The following is a 21284-nucleotide window of genomic DNA, read 5'->3' as shown; positions in this document are numbered from 1 at the left end:
CGGCAGACGCGCCGGTGCCCGTACATTCGCCGAACAATGCGCCAAAGATCCCCTTACACGCGCCGCGCACCATGGCGCCCATGAACACCGAATCGGCGCGACGCCCCGGACTGCTGTACCGCAGCGGCCACTGGTGCGCCCGGCACGCCTGGGGAGTCGTCGTCCTGTGGGTGCTCCTACTGGCCGGCCTCGGCGTGGCCGACGCCAAGTGGGGCGGCACCTTCGCGGACAGCTTCTCCCTGCCCGGCACCAGCGCCCAGACGGGCGCCGACCTGCTCGAGGCCCACGCCGGAGCCTCCGGGGGCACGTCCTCACCCATCGTGATCAAGACCGGCCAAGGACCCGTCGCCGGCCACCGGGCCGCGATCGACAAGGCGGTGACGAACCTGGAGCACCTGCCGGACGTGCTCTCGGTGGCCGACCCGCTGACCACACCCGGCGCGGTGTCCGCAAGCAGCGACACCGCCCTGCTGACCGTGCACTTCAGCAGCAACCCGGCCGGCTTCGACGGTTCCTACCTCAGCCAGGTGGACGCCGCCGTCCAGCCGCTGCGCGCCGACCACGTCACCGTCGAATACGGCGATCCGCTGGGGCAGCTGGCCGCACCCAAGTCGGCCGACCGGATCTCGGAGGCGATCGGCCTGGCGGTTGCCGTACTGGTCCTGCTGATCGGCTTCGGCAGTATCGCCGCCACCGGACTGCCCCTGCTGACGGCGATCCTCGGCCTGGCCGTCGGCCTGGGCGGACTCGGCCTGCTCGCCGCACACGTCGACTTCGGCCAGGCGGCCCCCACCCTCGCCGCGATGATGGGCCTGGGCGTCGGCATCGACTACGCGCTCTTCCTCACCACCCGCTACCGCGCCCTGCTGCACGACGGCCTGGAACCCGCCGACGCCGTCGCACGCGCCGTCGCCACCAGCGGCCGCGCGGTCCTGGTCGCCGCCGCCACCGTCGCCATGGCCCTGTCCGGCCTCTACGCCAGCGGCATCGCCTTCATCGGCACCCTCGGCGTCGCAGCCGGCCTGACCGTCGCCGTCGCCGCCGCCGCGTCGGTGACCCTCACACCCGCGCTCCTGGGACTGCTCGGCCGCCGCATCGACCGCTGGTCCGTGCGCACACCGGTCGCCGAACCCACCGGCGACAGTGACGTGTGGCACCGCTGGGCCGAGCGGGTCGGCCGCCACCCCTGGCACTACCTGGCCGCCGGCCTGCTCCTGCTCGGCCTCCTCGCCGTCCCCGCCGCCTCCATGCGGCTGGGCCACGTCGACGCCGGCGCGAAGCCCACCAGCAGCACCGACCGCCGCGCCTACGACCAGACCACCCAAGCCTTCGGCCCCGGCGCCAACGGTCCACTCACCGTGGTCACCCAGCTCGACAGCCGGCAGGTCGCCGACCAGACCCAGCGTCAGCAACTCGCCACCACACTGCAACACGACCTGGCCGCCACCCCCGGCGTCGCCTCCGTGACCACCCCGGCCCCCAGCCCGGACCACGTCCTGCTCATCACCAAGGTCACCCCCACCACCGGCCCCCAGGACAAAGCCACCACCGACCTGATCCACACCCTGCAGAACAACGCCGTGCCCCAGGCGCTGTCGGGCACCGGCGCCACCGGATACGTCACCGGCACCACCGCGGCCACCCAGACCTTCACCGACACCCTCGTCGCCAAGCTGCCGCTGATCATCGCCGTCGTCGTCAGCGCCGCGTTCCTGCTCCTGCTGATCGTCTTCCGCAGCCTGCTGGTCGCACTGAAGGCCGCCGTACTGAACCTGTTCTCCATCGCCGCCGCCTACGGCGTGGTCGTCGCGGTGTTCCAGTGGGGCTGGGGCGCCCCGCTGCTGGGCGTCACCGAGAAGGTACCCGTCGAGTCCTACGTCCCCATGATGATGTTCGCGATCGTCTTCGGGCTCTCCATGGACTACGAGGTGTTCCTGCTCTCACGGATCCGCGAGGCCTGGCTGCACCGGGCCGACAACCACCTGTCCGTCGCCACCGGCCTGGCCACCACAGCCCGCGTGATCACCTGCGCCGCACTGATCATGACCAGCGTCTTCCTCGCGTTCATGCTCTCCACCAACACCGTCGTCAAGATGCTCGGCCTCGGCCTCGGCGTCAGCGTCATCATCGACGCCACCGTCGTCCGCCTGCTCTTGGTCCCCGCCACCATGTACCTCTTCGGACGCGCCAACTGGTGGCTCCCGAGATGGCTCGACCGCGTCCTGCCCCACCTCGACCCCGAAGGCCCTGTCCCGGCACCCACACCCGCCGCAAGCTCCGACCCCACACCGGTGCCTGTCCGCGAGGAGCAACGATGAAGCATCGAACGTCCACAATCCGAACGCGACTGCGCCGGCACCGCGCCGCCAAGATCGCGGCAGGGGCGGTCCTGCTCACCGTGGCCCTCACCGGCGTCGGCGAACTCGCGGCCCGAAGCATCATCCAGGACCGCCTCACGAAGGCGGCGCCCTCCCTCGGCGACGACGCGACGGTCGGCGAGGGAGGCGACTGGGCCCTGTGGGATCTGGCCAACCAGCGCATCCCACGGCTCGATGTCAGCAGTGACGACGCCCACCTCGGACAACTGTCCCCGGTCTCCGTCAAGGCCCGGCTCGACGACGTCCACCTCGGCGACCGTCCCACCATCGGCAGCACCCACGTCCAGGTCACCGTGCTCCCGGAGGCCATCGCCACCGCGATCCAGACCGCCGTCCCCTCCGTCCAGGTCGCCTCGGTCACTACCGACCCGGCCTCCGGTACTGTCCGCGCCGCCGTCGGCCCCGCCGGCGGCGGACAGCTGACGCTGCAGCCGGTCCTCAAGGACGGAAAGGTCTCCGTCACCGTCAACGAACTCACCCTGTTCGGCAGGACCATCCCCGCCGACCGCCTGGGGATGACCGAAGGCGCCCTGGGCACGGCACCGGTGAAGGACTACCCGCTCGGCCTCAGGGCCACCGACCTACGCGTCCAGCCGGACACCCTGGAGATCACCCTGACCGGCGGCCCCACCATCCTGCCAGGGCCCCACTGACACGCCCGGCGGATCCGCTGGCCGAAGCTTCGACTGCGACGGTGTCACCAGCCCGCTGTGGTGGCACCGTCGCACGGCCACCGCCGTGCCGCCCGCACCGCGAGACCGAGGTCCAGGTGCAGCAAGCCGCATGCAGTCACACGGCGCGCAATGCCGAGCGGCGGAGACCGCCTGGCCGTACGGGCGAACGAGCCGCTGCGGAGGCCCGGAATGATTTTCCGCCGCATCGGGCGAGCAAAACGGAGAGGTGCCGGAAAAGCGCCGTGCACTGACGGCGCACCGTTCGGCGGCCGTGGCCGACGGCGCCGATATCTCTTGGAGGCCCTCATGACAACACCCCCGACCGACCAGTTGCCCGGCGACATCCCCGACTGGGCCTACGGTGTCCGCCGGCTCGTGGTGTTCAGCGGGGCCGGCATCTCCACCGACTCCGGCATCCAGGACTTCCGCGGTCCCTCCGGCGTCTGGACCCTGAGCCCGGGACTCCAGACGAAGCACACCTACCAGGCCTTCATGGCCGACCCCGAACTCCGGGTCAGCTACTGGAAGACGCGCTACGAGCACCCCGTCTGGGGAGCCGAGCCCAACGCAGGCCACCGCGCGGTGGCCGAGCTGGGCGAGTCGGGCATCGACACGACCGTCGTGACGCAGAACACCGACGGTCTGCACCAGCTCGCCGGCACGCCCGCCGACCGGGTCTTCGAGCTGCACGGCACGATGCGCACCACCCTGTGCGTCGCGTGCGGGCACCGCTCACCGACCACGGACGTGCTGGCCAGGATCGAGGCCGGCGAGGCCACTCCGCCGTGTCCGGAGTGCGGCGGCATCCAGAAGACCGCCAGCACCATGTTCGGGCAGACCATGTCCCCGGAGACGTTCGTCCGGGCCGAGAAGGCGGTCACCTCGTGCGACCTGATCCTCGCCGTGGGGACGACGCTCACCGTCGAGCCCGCGGGCTCGCTGTGCGCGAGCGCGGTGAACGCCGGGGCGACCCTGGTCATCGTCAACTGGGACCCTACGCCGTACGACGCCATCGCCACCGACATCATCCGGGACCCGCTGGGCGAGGCGCTGCCGCGCATCGCGGCGCAGCTGAAGGCCGCCGCCTCGGGTGCCGCCACCCGTGCGGAGGCCGCCGCCGGGGAGGAGACCGCCGCCCCGGCGGCGCGTCCCAGCGTCCTGCTGCGCGCGGACGCCCGGACCGCACGGTTCCGTTCGCGGGCAGCCGAGCTGGAGCGGCTCGCCCAGTGGTGTGCGGGCACCGGCACGCGGACCCATCTGGTGGCGGGTCCTGCCGGGAGCGGCAAGTCCCGCCTCGCCCTCGAACTCGCCGACCGGCTGGGCGGGTCGGGCGAGTGGGACATCGCGTTCCCGACACCGGGAGCGGCCCTTCCCGCCACGGAGCGGCCGCTGCTGGTGGTCGTGGACAGCGCCGAGACCCGCGGCGAGCAGGTGGCCCGGATCCAGGCCGAGGCGGCGGAGCGCGAGTCCGGCGCGCCGGTCCGCCTGCTGCTGCTCGCCCGCACGGACGGACCCCGGCCGACGGCGGACACCCACGAGGAGCTCGGGGCGGCCGACGCGGCGCAGCCGGGCCACGCCGACGCCGTGCGCGAGGCCGCGCAGGACTACGCGGCGGCCCTCGGCGACCCCTCCCCCGCGGCCGTCCGGCCCGAGGACGCACCCCCGCTGCCCGGAGCCCTCCAGGCCGCGGTGCTGGCAGCGGCGCTGGCGCCGTCCACCGGTGCGGGCGGACCGGCCGAGGGACTGCTGCTCCAGCGGGAACTGGCGTACCTGCGGGCCGCCGCGGACGCGTACGGGCTGGAGCTGCCGGCCGCCGTGGTGGCCTGTGCGGCCGCCACCGCCGTGCTGTGCGGCGCCGCCGACGAGGAGGCGGCCCTCGCCGCCCTCGGGCACCTGCAGGCGCTGGAGGACCCGGAGCTGCGGGTCCGGGTCGCGCGGTGGCTGCGTGAGATGTACCCGCCGGCCGCCGGCGGCTCCGCCTACTGGAGCGAGTCGCTGCCCGAAGCGCTGGACGAGGAGCTGGTGGCCGAGATCGCCACGCCCCGCTTCCTGCTCGGGGCGCTGATGGACACCACCGAGGGCCAGGACCGGCGCGTGCTGACCGTGCTGGCCCGCGCCGCGCACACCCGTCCGCAGGTCCGCCGGCGCCTGACCGAGCTGCTCTCGCTGCTGCCGGGTGTCTCGCCCGCGGCGGTCGAGGTGGCGCTGACCGGCGGCTACCCGGCACCGCTGGCCGAGGCGCTGACCACGCTGGCGGAGAAGAACCCCGCCCTGCCCGCCGACCTGCTGGACGCCGTACCGGCGGGTGTGACGGTGTTCGGCGAGTTCCCGGTGCTGCTCGCGGAGAGCCTGGTGGACGCCTACGAGCGGCGGGCGCAGACCCAGAACGGGCTGCGCGGCCTCACCAAGACGCTCATCGAACTGGCCGAGCGCCAGGCCGACCTGGGCCACGCCGAACAGTCGCTGGACGCGGCCCGCCGGGCGGTGGAGATCGCGGGCGCGCTGGAGCGGCAGGACGGTCATCTGGCCCGGGCCGAGCGGGCGCTGCACCGGGCCACCGAGCTGGGCCGGTGACGGCGGAGGCGGCGGTGCGCTGAGGTCGCGCGCCCGCCGAGGACCCGAGGCCCGTCCCCGCCGACCGGCGGGGACGGGCCTTCGTCCGTGCGCTCAGCCGTGCCGGTGCAGCCAGCCGCGGGTGTCCTCGGACCGGCCGGTCTGGACGTCGAGCAGCGCCGCGCGCAGGCGCATGGTGACCTCGCCGGGCTCGCCGGTGCCGTGGGTCCACCCGGCGCCCCGGGACTTGACCGTGCCGACCGGGGTGATGACCGCCGCGGTGCCGCAGGCGAAGACCTCGGTGAGGGTGTCGTTCTCCGCGTCCCGCCGCCAGTCCTCGGTGGAGCCGGGCACCCAGGCGCGGTCCTGCCGCACCAGCGCGTCGCACGCGGCGAGGAACAGCTCGGTGGGCAGCTCCGGCATGGCCGTGCGGCGGGCCGAGGCCTTCGTGGGCGCCGTCATGAGTGCCAGTCCTTCACCGTCGTGGGTGACGGACCGCGCCCAGGCCGTGCCCCGGGCGGGACGGCCGAGCCCTTCCCGCATGTCGCGGCCCCGTCCGATCATCGCGCAAGGCACCGCGTACGGGTGAGGAAAGCACTCCGTCGCGCCACGGAAAACGGGCTGCTGACAAGGGAGTTGTCACGAAATCCGCACCGATCCGCTGATCGTCGCCCCCTCGCCAAGCCGCCGTCCCCGAAGGACACTCGTAGGCAACGGAGTTGTCGCCGACAGGGGGACGGGACATGCGGGACGGCCATCGGACCGAGGCCGAGCGGCTGCTGGCGCGCGCCGTGGACGAGGAGGTGCGGCGCTCCGGCGGCCGCGTCGACGGGCAGTCGCTGCTGTCGCGGGCGCGTGGCTCGCTGGACACCATGGCGCAGCAGGCCGCCGAGGAGTACGAGACCTACGTCCGCGCGCTCGACGAGGCCGACGCGGGCCGGCTCACCTTCGGCCAGCGCTACGCGCGCGAGGGCGCCGGAACGGCCCTGCTGGTGGCCGCCGTCGCCGCGGTGGCCGCCGCCGTCGCCGACCTGTCCCTGGGCACCGGCGCCGGTACGGCCGTCGGCGCGGGCGTCACCGTGGGCGTGGTGGGCGCCGCCGCGACGGTGGTGAAGGTGGCCGGCTCCCATCTGCCGGCCGCCCATCACCGGGCGGGCGAGGCCGGTCAGCCCGGGGGCCCGGAGCAGCTCCGGCTGCAGTGGCTGACCGCGCTGGAGGTGCGCGGCATCCGCCCGTTCCTCGACCAGCAGCGGGTGCTCACCGCCTCCACCGGACCGAAGAAGAAGACCGGCCCGGCGCTGCGCGGCGCCGACAAGAGCGCGGCGGCCCGCAGGCGCACGGTGCTGGAGCAGTCCTTCGGTCAACTGCCCGAGCCGGACGGGCCGTTCGCGGGCCGCCGGCCGGAGCTGGCCCGGATCAGGCAGTGGGCGCAGGCGGCGCGGGCGGCCACCGAGACCCGGCCGACGGTGGTCGTGCTGCACGGCGAGCCCGGCTCGGGCCGCACGGCACTCGCGGTCCGCGCGGCGCACGACCTCAGGGACCACTTCCGCGGCGCGGTCGTCGTGGACCTGCGCGGCGGCAGCCGGGACGAGCCGCCGCTGCCCGTCCGGGACGCACTGCTGCATCTGCTGAACCGGCTCGGCGCGCCCCGCGAGCAGTTGCTGTTCCGCGAGCGTTCCTCCCCCGATCAGCAGGTCAAGCGGCTGTCCGAGCTGTACCACCGGCATCTGACCGGCCTTCCGGTGACGATCGTGCTGGACGACGCCTCGGACCCCGAGCAGGTGCGCGCCCTGGTGCCCGAGCACTCCGACAGCCTGGTGCTGGTCACCGCCCGCACCCCGCTCGAACTGCCCGCGGAGCTGGGCGCCTGGGTGCACCACCTGCCGGTGCGGGAGCTGGACGCGGCGGGCGCCGAGGAACTGCTGGGGGCGACGGCGCGGGACACCTCGGGCCCGTACGACGCGGAATCCGCCGACCGGGTGCGCGAGTTGTGCGGGGGGCTGCCGCTGGCGCTGCGCGTCGCCGGCTCCTCGCTCGGCCCGCGTTCGCCCCGGCAGCTCGCCTCGGACCTCGGCGCGTACGGCCCGGTCGAACCGGTGGAGCGGGCGCTGTGGCTGCGCTACACCGACCAGCCGGACCCCACGCGCCGGCTGCTGCGCAGGCTGGCGCTGGCCGGCCGGGCCTCGCTCGGCGCGGCGGCCGCCGCCGCCCTGCTGGCCACCGACGAGCCGGAGGCCACCCGGCATCTGGCGGCCCTCGCGGACGCCGGTCTGATCGACCACGTGCGCGGCAGCCGCTACCGGCTGCACGACCTGGTCCGGGCCTTCGCCCAGGCGCGGCTGCTGGACGAGGAGGACCCGGCCGAGCGGACGGCCGCGCAGGAGCGGCTGGTCGTGAACTACGCGGAGCTGGCCGACTCGGTGCTGCGCCTGGTCGACGGCAACATGTCGACGCGCTCGAACCAGTTCGGCGGGCACGGCTTCACCTCGCTGGACGAGGCGCTGCGCTGGCTGGACGACGAGTCCAGCTTCATCACGGCCGCCCTGCGCCACGCCGAGGGCGTGGACCAGGCCGCCGTGCAGAACCTGCTCGGCGCCCTGTGCGACTACTGCCTGCTGCGCGGTGACCTCTACCGCCTCGGGGAGATCAGCGAGCTGGCGCAGGCCGTGGACGAGGGCCTGCTGATGCGCTCGGTGCAGTGGCGCACCGGTATCGCGGCCCGGCAGCTCGGCGAGCTGGACAAGGCGCGCACCACGCTGGCCTCCGTGGTCGACCTCTACCGGGAGGCCCACCACGACGCGGGCGCGGCCCGCGCGCTGTGCTCGCTCGGGATCACCCTGCACCACCAGGGCAACCTCACCGAGGCCGCGGCCCGGCTGCAGGAGGCCCTGGACCTGCAGACGGCCGAGGAGCTGGCGACCGACCGGGCCTGGACGATGCACGCGCTGGCCGCGGTGCAGCGCGACCGGGCCCGGCTCCCGGAGGCCCTGGACCTGCTCACCCGCTCCCTGGTCCTGCACCGGCAGGGCGGCTCGCTGCACGGGGAGGCTTGGGCGCACTTCCAGCTCGGCCAGCTCGCGCTGCGCATGGGCGACGTGCCGAGGGCGGAGACGGAGCTGCGGGCCGCCCTGGAGCGCTACGGCCAGACGCACGACGCGCGCGGCGAGGCCTGGGCGCTGACCCAGCTCGCCCGGGCGCGGCTGGTCGACGGGGACGCCGCTCCCGCGGTGGAGGCCCTGCGCCAGGCGGCGGCGCGGCACCGGGAGAACGAGGACGCGCGCGGCGAGGCCTGGACGCTGTTCCACCTGGGGCAGGCGCTGGAGGAGACGGGGGAGCTGGACCGGGCGGTCCGCGAGCTGGAGCGGTCCCGGCAGATGTTCTCCCGGATGCGGGACGTCTACGGCCTGGCCTGCGCCCGGCACCACTCGGCGCGGGTCACCCGGGACCAGCGGGCCGCGCAGACCGGCTCGCTGCGCAACTCGGGCTTCGCCCGGCAGCTGCTCGTCGACGCCCGCGCGGACTTCCAGCGCATCGGCGTCGCCCACGGCGAGGCCTGGAGCTGTCTGGAGCTGGCGGTGGTGGACGCGGGCAACGCCCGGATCCAGCAGGCGCTGGCGCTGTGCGACGAGGCGCTGACCCTGTTCACGTCCTACGGCGACCGCCGCGGCGAGGACTGGGCGCGGTTCCTGCGCTGCACCCTGCTGCCGTACGCGGCGCCGGGCGGGGTGGAGGTGGGCACTGCGGTGGCCCAGGAGGAACTGGCCCAGCTCGCCCGCGCCTCGCATCCGCTGCGGGACGAGAAGCTGGACGAGTGGGTGCCGGCCTACGCCCTGCTGCTGGAGCGGGGCGTGAGCCTGGAGGCGGGCTGGCAGGCGTGGCGTCTGCGCATGACGCCGGACCGCCACGCCCGTGAGGTGATGGGGGTGGCGGTTCCGGCGCGGAGCTGACGCTCCCGGGTCAGCCCCGTGGCGCCTTGGATTCGCTCTGCTCCTCGGCCCCGGCTTCGGGGGCCTCCTTGAAGTCGACCTTCTGCATCTGCTTGCTCATCGACTTCATCAGGCCCCACACGGCCACGGCCATCACCGCGAACACGATGAAGCCGAGGACGCCGGGGGTGACCTTGTTCTCGTCGACCTCCTTGGCGAGGGGGACGAGATGCGTCAGTGCCAGGCTTGCGCTCATGTCAGGCATTGTCCCGGATGCCCGCGAAGAGGTCGTCCTCGGGGAGGGAGGTGTCGACGAGGGACTTCGCCAGCTCGTACTCCTCCGTCGGCCAGACCTCCTTCTGCAGGTCCATCGGCACCCGGAACCAGCCGCCGTCGGGGTCGATCTGGGTGGCGTGCGCGATCAGCGCCTTGTCGCGGACCTCGAAGAAGTCCGCGCACGGGACGTGCGTGGTCAGCGTGCGCTCGACGCGCTCGAACTCCTTCCAGCGCTTCAGCCAGTCCCCGTACGGCGACTCCAGGCCGCGGTCGAGCATCGCGTGGTGCAGGGCCTCGGTGCGGGGGCGGTTGAAGCCCTGGTTGTAGTAGAGCTTGCGCGGCTGGTGGACGGGGCCGTACTCGGCCTCGGGGTACTTCTCGGCGTCCGCCGCGCCCTCGAACGCCACCATCGAGATCTTGTGGGTCATGATGTGGTCGGGGTGCGGGTAGCCGCCGTTCTCGTCGTAGGTGGTGATCACCTGCGGACGGAAGGAGCGGATCTGCTTCACCAGCTCGCCGGCCGCCTTGTCGACGTCCTCCAGGGCGAAGCAGCCCTCGGGCAGCGGCGGCAGCGGGTCGCCCTCGGGCAGACCGGAGTCGACGAAGCCCAGCCACTCCTGCCGGACACCGAGGATCTCCCGGGCCTCGTCCATCTCCTTCTTGCGTACCTCGTGGATGTGTTCCTCGATGTAGGTGTCACCCTGCAGCTTCGGGTTGAGGATGGACCCGCGCTCGCCGCCGGTGCAGGTCACCACCAGCACGTCCACCCCCTCGGCCACGTACTTCGCCATGGTGGCCGCGCCCTTGCTCGACTCGTCGTCGGGGTGCGCGTGAACGGCCATCAGTCGCAGCTGGTCAGTCAAGACTCAATCCTCGGTAAGTCGGCGCCCCGTGTCTTCGGCGCAATCGCAGGCTTCTATAGTGACGGAATCGGGGGGCGATTAATTCCGCGGAGAGGACGATCATGGGTACGGCGAGCACGCGGCTGCCCGAGGGCCGCTACGGCCGCTCCTCGGACGAGCGGGCCGACCGCAAGCTCAAGATCGCCGGATCGCTGCTGGGCGCGGTCCTCCTCGCCCTGATCGGCTACTTCGCCTACCACTACATCGCGCAGAACGAGATCAGCGCGCAGGTGATCACGTTCAAGGCCTCCGACGACGCGGTGCGGATCCATCTCGAGGTGCACAAGGACTCCGGCGCCTCCGGCTACTGCACGCTGCGCTCCCAGTCGGCCGACGGCGCCGAGGTGGGACGGGCCGACTTCCGCTTCACCGGCCCGGCCACGAGCATCGACAAGGTCGTCACGCTCCGTACGACGGCCAAGGGCACGACGGCCGAGCTGCTCGGCTGCCACGCCAGCTGACCATGCGCAGTTCGTGACCTGCGTCGATGTGATTCTGATGGCTTATGTCCTCCCCCTTCCGCCATTGAATTGTTAGGCTCGTGGTTTCGCCCATCCAAGAGGGAACATTCTTCTGGGTAGGGCGATGCTTTGTATTTCCCAGTACCGACGAGGAGCACCCTGTGACCCAGACCAGCGAGAACGTCACCTGGCTGACCCAGGAGGCGTACAACAAGCTCAAGGACGAGCTTGCGTACCTTACTGGTCCTGCGCGCACGGAGATCGCCGCCAAGATCGCGGCCGCGCGTGAGGAGGGCGACCTGCGCGAGAACGGCGGGTACCACGCTGCCAAGGAGGAGCAGGGCAAGCAGGAGCTCCGTGTGCGCCAGCTGACCCAGCTTCTGGAGAACGCCCAGGTCGGCGAGGCTCCGGCCTCCGCTGACGGCGCCGTCGCGCCGGGCATGGTCGTCACGATCGCCTTCGACGGTGACGAGGACGACACGATGACGTTCCTGCTCGCCTCCCGCGAGTACGCGAGCGCGGATGTCGAGACCTACTCGCCGCAGTCGCCGCTCGGCGCCGGCGTCATCGGCCACAAGGTCGGCGAGGACGCGGAGTACGAGCTGCCGAACGGCAAGAAGGCCTCGGTGCGGATCCTGAAGGCCGAGCCGTACTCGGGCTGATCCACCGGACCGGTCTCATGTCGCGCCCCCGGCGTCCCAGGACACCGGGGGCGTCTTCATGCCCTCACACGGCGGCCGCCGTCACGCGGTGGCCGAGCGGTACTTGCGGACCGCGAGTGTGCGGAAGGCCACGGTGATCAGGACCGACCAGATCAGCGAGACCCACACGGAGTGCTGCATGGGCCAGGCGTCCGGGGTCCGGTAGCCCGGGGGGAAGTTGCCGAACAGCTCACGGCACGCCTGCACGGTGGCGCTGAACGGGTTCCACTCCGCGATGTGCCGCAGGAACGGCGGCATCTTGTTGGCGTCCACGAACGCGTTCGAGATGAACGTCAGCGGAAACAGCCAGATCAGGCCGCCCGAGGTGGCCGCCTCGGGGGTGCGCACGGAGAGGCCGATGAGCGCGCCGATCCAGGAGAACGCGTACCCGAGCAGCAGGAGCAGGCCGAACCCGGCGAGCACCTTGCCGAGGTTCTCGTGCGTGCGCCAGCCGACCAGCAGCGCCACCACGGCGAGGACGAGCAGGGTGAGCGCCGTCTGGACCAGGTCCGCGAGGGTCCGCCCGGTCAGCACCGCGCCGCGCGCCATGGGCAGGGAGCGGAAGCGGTCGATGAGGCCCTTGTGCATGTCGTCGGCGATGCCCGCGCCCGCGCCCGCCGTGGCGAACGTGACGGTCTGCGCGAAGATGCCCGCCATCAGGAACTCGCGGTAGGCCTGCGTGGAGCTGGAACCGCCGACCTGGATCGAGCCGCCGAACACGTAGGTGAACAGCACCACGAACATGATCGGCTGGATCAGTCCGAAGATGACCATCTCGGGGATCCGGCACATGCGGATCAGATTGCGCTTGGCGACGATCAGCGAGTCACGGACGGACCGGCCGACGGGGTTGCCGGGCGCCGCTAGGGGCGCGGCTTCGGTCACGGCACTCATTTCACGGTCTCCTTGCCCTTGGCGCCCTTGCTGCCCTTGCCCGCCTTGCCGGCCCGCCGGCCGTTCCCGCCGGTCTCCTCGTCCTCCGCCACGTGTCCGGTCAGGGAGAGGAAGACGTCGTCGAGGGTGGGGCGGCGCAGTCCGATGTCGTCCATCTCGATCCCCCGGCCGTCCAGCTCCCGGATGACCTCGGCGAGCAGCTTGGCACCGCCGGTGACGGGCACGGTGAGCTTGCGGGTGTGCTCCTCGACCGTGGTCTCGCCCTTGCCGAAGCCGCGCAGCACCTCGGCGGCGGTCGCGATGTGCTCGCGCTCGTGCACGACGACCTCGACGCGCTCGCCGCCGGTATGGGCCTTGAGCTGGTCGGACGTGCCCTTGGCGATGACCCGGCCGTGGTCGACGACCGCTATGTCGTGGGCGAGGTGGTCGGCCTCCTCCAGGTACTGCGTGGTCAGCAGCAGGGTCGTGCCGCCGGAGACAAGCTGCTTGATGACCTCCCAGAGCTGCTGGCGGTTGCGCGGGTCGAGGCCGGTGGTCGGCTCGTCCATGAACATCACGGGCGGTGAGACCACCAGGGCGGCGGCGAGGTCGAGCCGGCGGCGCATGCCTCCGGAGTAGGTCTTGGCGGGGCGGTCGGCGGCGTCGGTGAGATGGAACTGTTCCAGCAGCTCGACCGCGCGCTGCCGGGCCGCCTTCGCCCTCATCTGGTAGAGCTGTCCGACCATCTGCAGGTTCTCCCGGCCGGTCAGGTACTCGTCGACCGCGGCGAACTGTCCGGACAGGCCGATGGAGCGGCGCACGGCGTCGGGGTCCTTGAGGACGTCCACGCCCGCCACGACCGCCCGTCCGCTGTCGGGCCGCAGCAGGGTCGTCAGACAGCGGACCGCGGTCGTCTTGCCGGCGCCGTTCGGCCCGAGCAGGCCGAGGACGGTGCCCTCGGGGACATCGAGGTCTACGCCGTCCAGTGCCCTTACGTCGCCGAAGGTCTTCACCAGGCCTTCGGCATAGATGGCGCCTGGCATGTGGGTCTCCACGTCGTCGGGGATGCTTCGGAAAGGCTAGGTTCGCGCGCTCGCCGCCGCCTTCGGTTTTCCACCAGTGGTTCTGCCCGGGGTCTCCACCTGGGGTTCTCCGCGTAAGGTCACCGGCGCATCGCGCATCGCGAGCGGCACGACACACCATAACGCGATGTATCGCGTCTGCCAATGGATTTCCCCGGACGAGTGACGGCGGAGCGACGTTGCCTCCCGAAGGCCGCCGCGGCGGCCGGTACGACGGCTCAGTCGATGACCGTGTAGCCCGCCTGCCGCAGGGCCTGGCCGACCTCGACGCAGTGCGCCGGGCCCTTGGTCTCCAGGTGCAGCTCCACCTCGGCCTCGGTGAGCCCGAGCCGGGGGTCGGTCCGCACATGGCTCACGTCGAGGACGTTGGCGTCGGCCGCGGACAGCACGCCGAGCAGCGTCGCGAGGGCGCCCGGGCGGTCCGTCAGCCGCAGCCGGACCGCCAGATAGCGGCCCTGGGCGGCCATGCCGTGCCGCAGCACCCGCTGGAGCAGCACCGGGTCGACGTTGCCGCCGGACAGCACGGCGACGACGGGACCGGGGAAGGCACCGGGCCCGGCCAGCAGGGCCGCGACCGGGCTTGCGCCGGCCGGCTCGACGACCAGCTTGGCGCGCTCCAGGCACAGCAGCAGCGCGGCCGACAACTGGTCCTCGCTGACCGTGCGGACCTCGTCCACCAGGTCGTCGATGATCTCGAACGGCACCAGGCCGGGCCGGCCCACCTTGATCCCGTCGGCCATCGTCGCCGGGTTCAGCACCGACACCGGACGGCCGGCGGCGAGGGAGGGCGGATAGGCGGCCGCGCCCTCCGCCTGCACACCGACGATCCGGACCTCGGGCCGCAGCGCCTTCACCGCGACCGCGATGCCGGCCGCGAGCCCGCCGCCGCCGATGCCGACGACGATCGTGCGCACCTCGGGGCACTGCTCCAGGATCTCCAGGCCGACCGTGCCCTGCCCGGCGATGACATCGGGGTGGTCGAAGGGGTGGATGAACACCGCGCCCGTTCTGGCCGCGTACTCCTGCGCCGCGGCCAGGGTCTCGTCGACCACCTGACCATGCAGCCTCACCTCGGCGCCGTACTCCCGGGTCGCGCTGATCTTGGGCAGCGGGGCGCCCTCCGGCATGAACACGGTCGCGTGCACACCGAGCAGCGAGGAGGCGAGGGCCACGCCCTGCGCGTGGTTGCCGGCGCTCGCCGCCACCACCCCGGCGGCCCGCTCCTCGGGCAGCAGCCCGGCGATCCGGACGTAGGCGCCGCGCAGCTTGAACGAGCCCGTTCGCTGCAGGTTCTCGCACTTGAGGTGCACCGGCGCGCCGACCAGCTGGGACAGGTGCCGGCTGCCCTCCATCGCGGTCGTCCGCGCCACACCCGAGAGCATCTTCTGGGCTCCGCGCACGTCGTCGAGGGTGACGGAGCGCAAGGAGCCGGCCGTGCGGTAGCTCATGACTCGAGTCTCGCAGTTCGCGGTCGCGCGTGACGGATGTGACCAAGCTCCGAGACCGGGTTTGCGCAGCGCCGGTACGGCCCGCGCCCGGGCCGCGTACCCTGTCCCCCAACCCAGCAGCCCTCATGAAGCGAGCCTCCGGCCATGCCCACAACACCTGAAATGTCGATGGACATGACGACCGTCGGTGACACCGGTCTTCTCGACACCCTCCAGCACGAGGTGGCGGTGTTCGCCCGGCGTGCCGAACAGACCCGGCTCGGTGGGGTCGGGCAGGTGCGCAACACCATGGACCGTGCCGCCTACCTGCTGCTCAACCGCCTCGACAGCGAGGGCCCGATGGGTGTCAAGGCGCTGGCCGCGAGCATGGGGATCGACTCCTCCACGGTCACCCGGCAGGTGGCGCCGCTGGTCGACACGGGGCTCGTCAAGCGCACCTCGCACCCGGAGGACGGGCGGGCCGTGGTGCTCCAGCTGTCCCCGCGCGGGACCGCCCGGCTGGAGGAAGTACGTTCGTCGAGGCGTCAGTTGATGGCCGAGCTGACACACGACTGGGCGCCGCAGGAGCGCGAGCAGTTCTGCGCGCTCCTCACGCGCTTCAATACCGCCCTCTCCTCCCGGATGGCGGTCCAGCCGGTGCCGGCGGCCGAGGGAACGCCCGCTTCCTGACGCGCGCACGCGCGGACGGGTGCGGTCCCGAGTCTTGACCCGGGGCCGCCACTGGCCTCATATGAGACCGGGTCCTGCGTGGTGCGCGGTCCGCCCGTCCCGTACCGGACAGGACCCCCTCAGGGGGGAGGCGCGGTGCGTGATCGGCAGGCATCCCGCGATGCCCGCCGGGCCCGGGAGTTCGAGGCGTTCGTCGCGGGCGCGGCGGGACGGCTGCTGCATGCCGCGACCCTGCTCACCGGAGAGGCCCCGGACGACGGGCCGCGCGCGCGGCGGCTGCTGGCACCGGCGCTGGCCCACACCTACGCCCGCTGGGACCGGCTGCACGGCGAGGACCCCTACGAGTGCGCCCGCCAGTACCTGGCCACCCGGTTCGCGCACGAGGCCTGGCGGCACTACGGCGCCGTGGGCCGGGCCCGGCCGCATCCGCGCAGCCCGCTCGCCGAACTGGCGCCGCAGGAGCGGCTGATCCTGGTGCTGCGGATGTTCGAGGGGGTCGCCGAGGAGCAGACGGCGGCCCTGCTGGGCCTGCCCGTCGAGCGGGTGCACACCATCTGCGACCGCGCGACGGCCACCGTGCTGCATCCGGCGCGCAGGGCGGCACCGCGCGCGGTGGGCGCGAAGGCGGCGCCGTGACGAGGCGGCCGCCGGGCGGGAGGCACCGGTGAACCGCCCCCAGCGGGAGGCCGCCGTGCGGCGGATCCTGGAGCAGGCCGTGGTGCCGGTGCCGCCCGATCTGCACGCCGAGGCCGTCCGCCGCGGCAGCCGCCTGCTGCGGCGCCGGCTGATCGCGCACCGCCTGCTGTGGCTGCTGCTGTGCGCGGCGGCCGTGGCGTTCACCGTGTGGGCGGTGCGGGCACAGCCCTGGGTGGAGCCGCCCTCGCAGACGACTCCACCGCTCACCGGCTGGTGACCGGGACGGCCGGGGACTAGCCGAGCGCCTGCTGCAGGTCCTCCAGCAGGTCGTCGACGTTCTCGATGCCGACGGACAGGCGCACCAGGTCGGCCGGGACCTCCAGGGCGGAGCCGGCCGTGGAGGCGTGCGTCATCCGGCCGGGGTGCTCGATGAGCGACTCGACGCCGCCGAGCGACTCGCCGAGGGTGAAGACCTTGGCGCGGTTGCACACCTCGACGGCGGCCTCCTCGCCGCCCTGGACCCGGAAGGACACCATGCCGCCGAAGGCCTTCATCTGCTTGGCGGCCACCTCGTGCCCCGGGTGCTCGGGCAGGCCCGGGTAGAGCACGCTGCTCACGCGCGCGTGCCGGGTGAGCATGTCGGCGATCCGCGTGGCGTTCTCGCTGTGCCGGTCCATGCGCACCGCGAGGGTCTTGGCGCCGCGCAGGACCAGCCACGAGTCGAAGGGGCCGGCGACGGCGCCCATCGCGTTCTGGTGGTAGGCCAGCTCCTCGCCCAGCGTCTGGTCGGAGGCGATCAGGGCGCCGCCGACCACGTCCGAGTGGCCGCCCATGTACTTGGTCAGCGAGTGGACGACGACGTCGGCGCCGAGCGACAGCGGCTGCTGGAGGTAGGGCGTGGCGAAGGTGTTGTCGACGACGAGCCGAGCGCCCGCGTCGTGGGCCACCTGGGCCACGGCCGCGATGTCGGTGATGCCGAGCAGCGGGTTGGAGGGGGTCTCCACCCAGACCACCTTGGTCCTCGGCGTCATCGCGGCCCGTACGGCGGCCGGGTCGCTGGTGTCGGCGACGGACCACTCCACGCCCCAGCGGGTGACGACCTTGGCGAAGAGGCGGAAGGTGCCGCCGTAGGCGTCGTTGGGGATCACCACGTGGTCGCCGGGGCTGAGCAGCGTACGCAGCAGGGTGTCCTCGGCCGCCAGGCCGGAAGCGAACGCGAGACCGCGCCGGCCGCCCTCCAGCGCGGCGAGGTTCTCCTCGAGGGCGGTCCTGGTCGGGTTGGCGCTGCGGCTGTACTCGTAGCCGCCGCGCAGACCGCCCACGCCGTCCTGCTTGTAGGTCGAGACCTGGTAGATCGGCGGGACGACCGCGCCGGTGAGGGGATCCGCGGTGTTGCCCGCGTGGATCGCGAGGGTCTCGAAGTGCTGACTGATGTGCCTGTCGCTCATGTGCACCGAGCGTAGTGCGCCCGGCCGCCTGGTGGCGTCCGACGGGGGCGGGGAGCGGGACTCCCCGGGGCGCCGGTGGCGCCGGGCGCGGGTTTTCCAAAGGCCCGGCCGGCGGCGTTGGCCAATTGACGGCGGCGTCTGGTTCGCTTGAGGCATGGCGACTCTCTGGCTGCTCATGGCGCTGGTCCTGCTGTGCTTCGTGCTGCTCCCGGTCCTGCGGCGCGGACGCGGGGCGGCCGGGCGGGGTCCGGCGGGCCGGCCCGACCCCGCGCGCACGGCGGCCTACGGCTTCGTGCCCGAGGAGGAGCTCGACCCGCGGATGCCCGGACCGGACAAGGACCTGCTGGACGTGCTGGACGTGGTGCGGCGCACCGGCGACTACCGGGCCGCCGCCCAGTTGCTGGCCGGCACCGAGGCGGAGGGCGAGGCGCGCTGGCAGCGCGTGCAGGCCTTCGCCGGCGCGGCGGCACTGGAGCTGGCCGAGCGGCCGGGCGGGGTGCACGAGACACCCGGCGGCCAGTGGCTGCGGGTGTGGCGAACGGAACAGCCCAAGGACGCCGGGAGCGCGGCCGTGCACGCCGAGTTCCTCACGCAGCAGGCGTGGCGGACGTCCACGCCGGGCACGCACGACTTCCGGATCATCATGGAGGAGGCCCGGCAGGCCTGCGGGGAGGCGGCGCTGCTCGCCCCCGGCGACCCGGTCCCGTACATCGTCGAACTGGCCGTCGCCCGGGGCCTGGGGTGGCCGCGGCCGGAGTTCGAGAAGCTGTGGCTGACCGTCCAGGAGCGCGCCCCGCACCACATGGGCGCGCACCTGGCCGCACTGCACTACTGGTGCGAGAAGTGGCACGGTTCGCGCGAGGAGGCGTACGCCTTCGCCGAGAACGCCGCGGCCCGTGCCCCGGAGGGCTCGCTGCTGGCCGCGCTGCCGCTGTTCGCGGTCTTCGAGCACCTCCCCGAGGTGAACCTGGTCCGCAGCTTCTACCAGAGCGAGGTGGTCACCCGGGCGGTGCAGGGCGCGCTGCACGCGGTGCACACCGCCCGCGGGGACGACCCGGTGCTCGCGCACGTCCGCCATCTGCTGCTGTTCTTCCTGGTCCGGGCCGAGCGCTGGCCGGAGGCCATGGACCAGCTCGCGCACGTCGACGGGCATGTCGGCGCGCTGCCCTGGTCCCTGTCGGCCGACCCGGCCGCCGTCTACGCCGAGCACCGCGCGCTCGCGGTCGCCGGTTACGAGGCGGCCGGCGGCACCCCGGCGGGGCTGCCCGGCTGACCGGCCCACGCCCCCACCCGTCCGCACCGGTCCGCGCAGGTCACAGCGGGTATTGCCGCGCCGATCCCCGGTAGGGCATACTCCGCTTGCCCCGGCTTTGCTCGCGCTTTGCCCGGAGCCGCTCCGGGCGTACCCCGGAGGCCGTAGGCCGTCCCGAGCCCGCTCGACGTCTGCTCCGAGTCCCCCCACACTCACCGGCAGCACCGTCCGGCGGTGCCCGTCGGCCTGTTCATTTTCTCCGGGTCCTGTGGGGGGATCTGCCCGATGGGCGCAACTCTGCGCGCGCTGCGCGCTCTCGTTCTGCTGTGCGGCTTCTACCTGCTGAGCCTGCTGCTGCTCGCGGCGCTGGCCGGCGCCGACGCGGCCGTGGTCACCTGGGTGCACGGCGCCGCCGGCATCAAGATCGTCGCGGTCTCGGTGCTGCTCGCCGTCCCCGTGGTGCGCGGCATGTTCATGCTGCGCACGCCCAGGGGCGACGGGCCGCCCGGCATCGACGTCACCGAGGCGGACGAGCCCCGGCTGTGGGCGCTGGTGCGGGAGCTCGCCGCGGCGACCGGCACCCGCGCCCCCGACCGGATCGTGCTGACCGCCGACGTCAACGCGGCCGTCAGCGAGGACGCGCGCCTGCTCGGTCTGCGGGCCGGGCCGCGCCGGCTCTACCTCGGCGTCCCGCTGCTGACCGGCCTGACGGAGGCGCAGCTGCGCGGTGTGCTCGCCCACGAGTACGGCCACTACACGGGCGGCGACACCCGGCTGTCCGCGCTCGTGGTGCGCGGCCGGGCGCAGATCGCCCGGGTCATCGAGCACTTCCACGAGAAGGCGGCCGGCAAGGTGGCCGCCGAGCGCGGCCGGCAGGAGAAGGCCGCCGCCAAGCGCGTCGCCAAGGGCAAGGACGCCAAGGAGGTCGACACCACCGGGGCCGGGGTGACGTACCGGATGATGGCCTCGGTCTACAAGCTGTACGGCAAGCTCTATCTGCGCGCCTCCCTGTCCACGGCCCGCGCCCAGGAGTACGCGGCCGACCGGGCCGCCGCCCGGATCGCCGGGCGCGACGCGATCGCCTCGGCCCTGCGCGAGATCCCGGCCCTGTCCGCCTCGCACGGCTTCTACCTCGACTCGTACGCCACCCTGGGCCTGCCGGTGCGGCTGCTGCCGCCGCGCGGCCAGTTCTTCGGGGGCTTCGCCCGGCTGCTGGCGGCCCGCGAGGAGGAGCTGGCCGGGCTGCGGGCGGAGCTGCCCACCACGCCGGCCTCGCCGTACGACTCCCACCCGCCGATCGCCGAACGCGTGCGCCGGCTGGAGGCACTGCCCGCCGACGGGCTCGCGGCGCGGGCCGGGGGCCCGGCGCTCGCCCTGCTCACCGACGCGGAGAGGACCCTGGCCGCGCTGGAGGACGCCGTCCTGTCGGACGAGATCCTCCGTCACCCCCGCGCCGCCACGTGGCAGGAGCTGCTGGACGCCGCCATGGCCGAGGGGATCTCCACCACGCACACCCCACTGCACCGGGCGCTGGCCGAGTACACCGGGCAGCCGGCCACGCTGTCCGCGCTGCTGGACGTCGTCGACGACGGCCGGCTGTGGCGGCTGGCCGAGCGGCTGCCGCTGTCCGAGCAGGCGGCCGCGGCGAAGGGCCGGGCCTTCCGTGAGTTCGTACGGCCGCGGCTGCGCTCTTCGCTGCGGACGATGGTGCTGGCCGAGTTCAGCGCCCGTTCGCTGCTGAGCTGGGAGTTCTCCTGGTCGCACGCGGCCTCCGCGCGGCTGACCGGCCAGGTCCCGCACGACACCCCCGACGGCGACGGCGGCCCCGAGGCGGCACTGGAGGCGGCCGTGGACGCGGCGCTCGCCGACCACCCGGACACCACACCGCTGCGGGCCCTGCTGCCCTCGGCGGCGACACCGGCCGGGTGAGCCGCGGGCACACCGCCCGCCCCCCGCACGACCGCGCCGCGCCGACGCGCCACGCGGACCCCGACTCCCGGGCGCC

17 protein-coding genes and 1 pseudogene are annotated in these 21284 nt (G+C 73.3%); 11 read left to right on the top strand and 7 right to left on the bottom strand.

Going from position 1 to position 21284, the window contains the following annotated elements:
• Positions 1–80: 80 nt before the first annotated feature.
• From ACWCPN_RS21795 to ACWCPN_RS21785, 3 genes are all read left to right on the top strand, one after another.
• A complete protein-coding gene (locus ACWCPN_RS21795) occupies positions 81–2318 on the top strand; it encodes an MMPL family transporter (RefSeq protein WP_451208533.1) in 2238 nt (745 codons plus the stop codon).
• Complete coding sequence (locus ACWCPN_RS21790; RefSeq protein ID WP_451208530.1) at positions 2315–3031, top strand: LmeA family phospholipid-binding protein; 717 nt, start codon at positions 2315–2317, stop codon at positions 3029–3031. The genes ACWCPN_RS21795 and ACWCPN_RS21790 overlap by 4 nt, the downstream gene beginning before the upstream one ends.
• Before the next feature lie 327 nt (positions 3032–3358).
• Entirely contained in the window at positions 3359–5626 is a 2268-nt protein-coding gene (locus ACWCPN_RS21785; RefSeq protein WP_451208527.1) for a Sir2 family NAD-dependent protein deacetylase, read from the top strand.
• Positions 5627–5719: 93 nt separating this feature from the next.
• Here ACWCPN_RS21785 and ACWCPN_RS21780 read toward each other — a convergent pair.
• A pseudogene (locus ACWCPN_RS21780) lies at positions 5720–5950 on the bottom strand (branched chain amino acid aminotransferase); the annotation flags it as partial.
• A 398-nt stretch (positions 5951–6348) separates the two neighbouring features.
• On the opposite strand from ACWCPN_RS21780, the gene ACWCPN_RS21775 reads away from it, so the two are divergent.
• Complete coding sequence (locus ACWCPN_RS21775) at positions 6349–9552, top strand: tetratricopeptide repeat protein (RefSeq protein ID WP_451208524.1); 3204 nt, start codon at positions 6349–6351, stop codon at positions 9550–9552.
• Positions 9553–9562: 10 nt separating this feature from the next.
• Here the strand turns inward: ACWCPN_RS21775 and ACWCPN_RS21770 are convergent, their stop codons facing one another.
• Positions 9563–9796: a hypothetical protein gene (locus tag ACWCPN_RS21770; RefSeq protein WP_365120558.1), complete on the bottom strand. Its 234-nt coding sequence runs from the start codon at positions 9794–9796 to the stop codon at positions 9563–9565.
• Positions 9789–10670 (bottom strand): mycothiol conjugate amidase Mca, encoded by an 882-nt coding sequence (gene mca / locus ACWCPN_RS21765; RefSeq protein ID WP_199211761.1) that lies wholly within the window; start codon positions 10668–10670, stop codon positions 9789–9791. Before mca ends, ACWCPN_RS21770 begins: the two co-directional genes overlap by 8 nt.
• 101 nt (positions 10671–10771) lie before the next feature.
• Between mca and ACWCPN_RS21760 the strand changes: the two genes are divergently transcribed.
• Together ACWCPN_RS21760 and greA are read left to right on the top strand one after the other, a co-directional pair.
• Complete coding sequence (locus ACWCPN_RS21760) at positions 10772–11170, top strand: DUF4307 domain-containing protein (RefSeq protein WP_451208519.1); 399 nt, start codon at positions 10772–10774, stop codon at positions 11168–11170.
• Between the two features lie 161 nt (positions 11171–11331).
• Complete coding sequence (gene greA / locus ACWCPN_RS21755) at positions 11332–11832, top strand: transcription elongation factor GreA (protein ID WP_199211759.1); 501 nt, start codon at positions 11332–11334, stop codon at positions 11830–11832.
• Between the two features lie 81 nt (positions 11833–11913).
• Here greA and ACWCPN_RS21750 read toward each other — a convergent pair whose 3' ends face one another.
• The 3 genes from ACWCPN_RS21750 to ilvA all read right to left on the bottom strand — a co-directional run bounded on the left by ACWCPN_RS21750 (position 11914) and on the right by ilvA (position 15274).
• Positions 11914–12765: an ABC transporter permease gene (locus ACWCPN_RS21750; RefSeq protein ID WP_365120562.1), complete on the bottom strand. Its 852-nt coding sequence runs from the start codon at positions 12763–12765 to the stop codon at positions 11914–11916.
• Positions 12762–13787: an ATP-binding cassette domain-containing protein gene (locus ACWCPN_RS21745; RefSeq protein WP_451208514.1), complete on the bottom strand. Its 1026-nt coding sequence runs from the start codon at positions 13785–13787 to the stop codon at positions 12762–12764. The genes ACWCPN_RS21750 and ACWCPN_RS21745 overlap by 4 nt, the downstream gene beginning before the upstream one ends.
• A gap of 257 nt (positions 13788–14044) precedes the next feature.
• On the bottom strand, positions 14045–15274 hold the full coding sequence (gene ilvA, locus ACWCPN_RS21740; RefSeq protein WP_451208511.1) for a threonine ammonia-lyase: 1230 nt from the start codon (positions 15272–15274) through the stop codon (positions 14045–14047).
• Between the two features lie 162 nt (positions 15275–15436).
• On the opposite strand from ilvA, the gene ACWCPN_RS21735 reads away from it, so the two are divergent.
• The 3 genes from ACWCPN_RS21735 (at position 15437) to ACWCPN_RS21725 (ending at position 16856) form a co-directional block, all read left to right on the top strand.
• On the top strand, positions 15437–15943 hold the full coding sequence (locus ACWCPN_RS21735) for a MarR family winged helix-turn-helix transcriptional regulator (protein WP_365121045.1): 507 nt from the start codon (positions 15437–15439) through the stop codon (positions 15941–15943).
• A 135-nt stretch (positions 15944–16078) separates the two neighbouring features.
• Positions 16079–16579: a sigma factor-like helix-turn-helix DNA-binding protein gene (locus ACWCPN_RS21730; protein WP_451208508.1), complete on the top strand. Its 501-nt coding sequence runs from the start codon at positions 16079–16081 to the stop codon at positions 16577–16579.
• 28 nt (positions 16580–16607) lie between these two features.
• Positions 16608–16856 carry a hypothetical protein gene (locus ACWCPN_RS21725; RefSeq protein ID WP_199211754.1) on the top strand — a complete coding sequence of 83 codons (249 nt, stop codon included), beginning with the start codon at positions 16608–16610 and terminating at the stop codon, positions 16854–16856.
• 16 nt (positions 16857–16872) lie between these two features.
• Here the strand turns inward: ACWCPN_RS21725 and ACWCPN_RS21720 are convergent, their stop codons facing one another.
• On the bottom strand, positions 16873–18027 hold the full coding sequence (locus ACWCPN_RS21720) for a cystathionine gamma-synthase (RefSeq protein ID WP_451208505.1): 1155 nt from the start codon (positions 18025–18027) through the stop codon (positions 16873–16875).
• A gap of 154 nt (positions 18028–18181) precedes the next feature.
• On the opposite strand from ACWCPN_RS21720, the gene ACWCPN_RS21715 reads away from it, so the two are divergent.
• Together ACWCPN_RS21715 and ACWCPN_RS21710 are read left to right on the top strand one after the other, a co-directional pair.
• Entirely contained in the window at positions 18182–19300 is a 1119-nt protein-coding gene (locus ACWCPN_RS21715; RefSeq protein WP_451208502.1) for a hypothetical protein, read from the top strand.
• 264 nt (positions 19301–19564) lie between these two features.
• Positions 19565–21208 carry a M48 family metalloprotease gene (locus ACWCPN_RS21710; RefSeq protein ID WP_451208499.1) on the top strand — a complete coding sequence of 548 codons (1644 nt, stop codon included), beginning with the start codon at positions 19565–19567 and terminating at the stop codon, positions 21206–21208.
• Positions 21209–21284 lie beyond the last annotated feature (76 nt).

Source organism: Streptomyces sp. NPDC002386 (assembly GCF_053593175.1).
This window is presented reverse-complemented; position numbering and strand designations above follow the sequence as displayed.

What these genes read in the sequence shown, in the direction of transcription:
- ACWCPN_RS21710 (WP_451208499.1), top strand. Translation starts at nt 19,565, where the DNA reads ATGGGCGCAACTCTGCGCGCGCTGCGCGCTCTCGTTCTGCTGTGCGGC.
- ACWCPN_RS21795 (WP_451208533.1), top strand. Translation starts at nt 81, where the DNA reads ATGAACACCGAATCGGCGCGACGCCCCGGACTGCTGTACCGCAGCGGC.
- ACWCPN_RS21775 (WP_451208524.1), top strand. Translation starts at nt 6,349, where the DNA reads ATGCGGGACGGCCATCGGACCGAGGCCGAGCGGCTGCTGGCGCGCGCC.
- ilvA (WP_451208511.1), bottom strand. Translation starts at nt 15,274, where the DNA reads ATGAGCTACCGCACGGCCGGCTCCTTGCGCTCCGTCACCCTCGACGAC.
- ACWCPN_RS21770 (WP_365120558.1), bottom strand. Translation starts at nt 9,796, where the DNA reads ATGCCTGACATGAGCGCAAGCCTGGCACTGACGCATCTCGTCCCCCTC.
- ACWCPN_RS21745 (WP_451208514.1), bottom strand. Translation starts at nt 13,787, where the DNA reads ATGCCAGGCGCCATCTATGCCGAAGGCCTGGTGAAGACCTTCGGCGAC.
- ACWCPN_RS21720 (WP_451208505.1), bottom strand. Translation starts at nt 18,027, where the DNA reads ATGAGCGACAGGCACATCAGTCAGCACTTCGAGACCCTCGCGATCCAC.
- ACWCPN_RS21735 (WP_365121045.1), top strand. Translation starts at nt 15,437, where the DNA reads ATGTCGATGGACATGACGACCGTCGGTGACACCGGTCTTCTCGACACC.
- ACWCPN_RS21785 (WP_451208527.1), top strand. Translation starts at nt 3,359, where the DNA reads ATGACAACACCCCCGACCGACCAGTTGCCCGGCGACATCCCCGACTGG.
- ACWCPN_RS21790 (WP_451208530.1), top strand. Translation starts at nt 2,315, where the DNA reads ATGAAGCATCGAACGTCCACAATCCGAACGCGACTGCGCCGGCACCGC.
- ACWCPN_RS21750 (WP_365120562.1), bottom strand. Translation starts at nt 12,765, where the DNA reads ATGAGTGCCGTGACCGAAGCCGCGCCCCTAGCGGCGCCCGGCAACCCC.
- ACWCPN_RS21715 (WP_451208502.1), top strand. Translation starts at nt 18,182, where the DNA reads ATGGCGACTCTCTGGCTGCTCATGGCGCTGGTCCTGCTGTGCTTCGTG.
- ACWCPN_RS21760 (WP_451208519.1), top strand. Translation starts at nt 10,772, where the DNA reads ATGGGTACGGCGAGCACGCGGCTGCCCGAGGGCCGCTACGGCCGCTCC.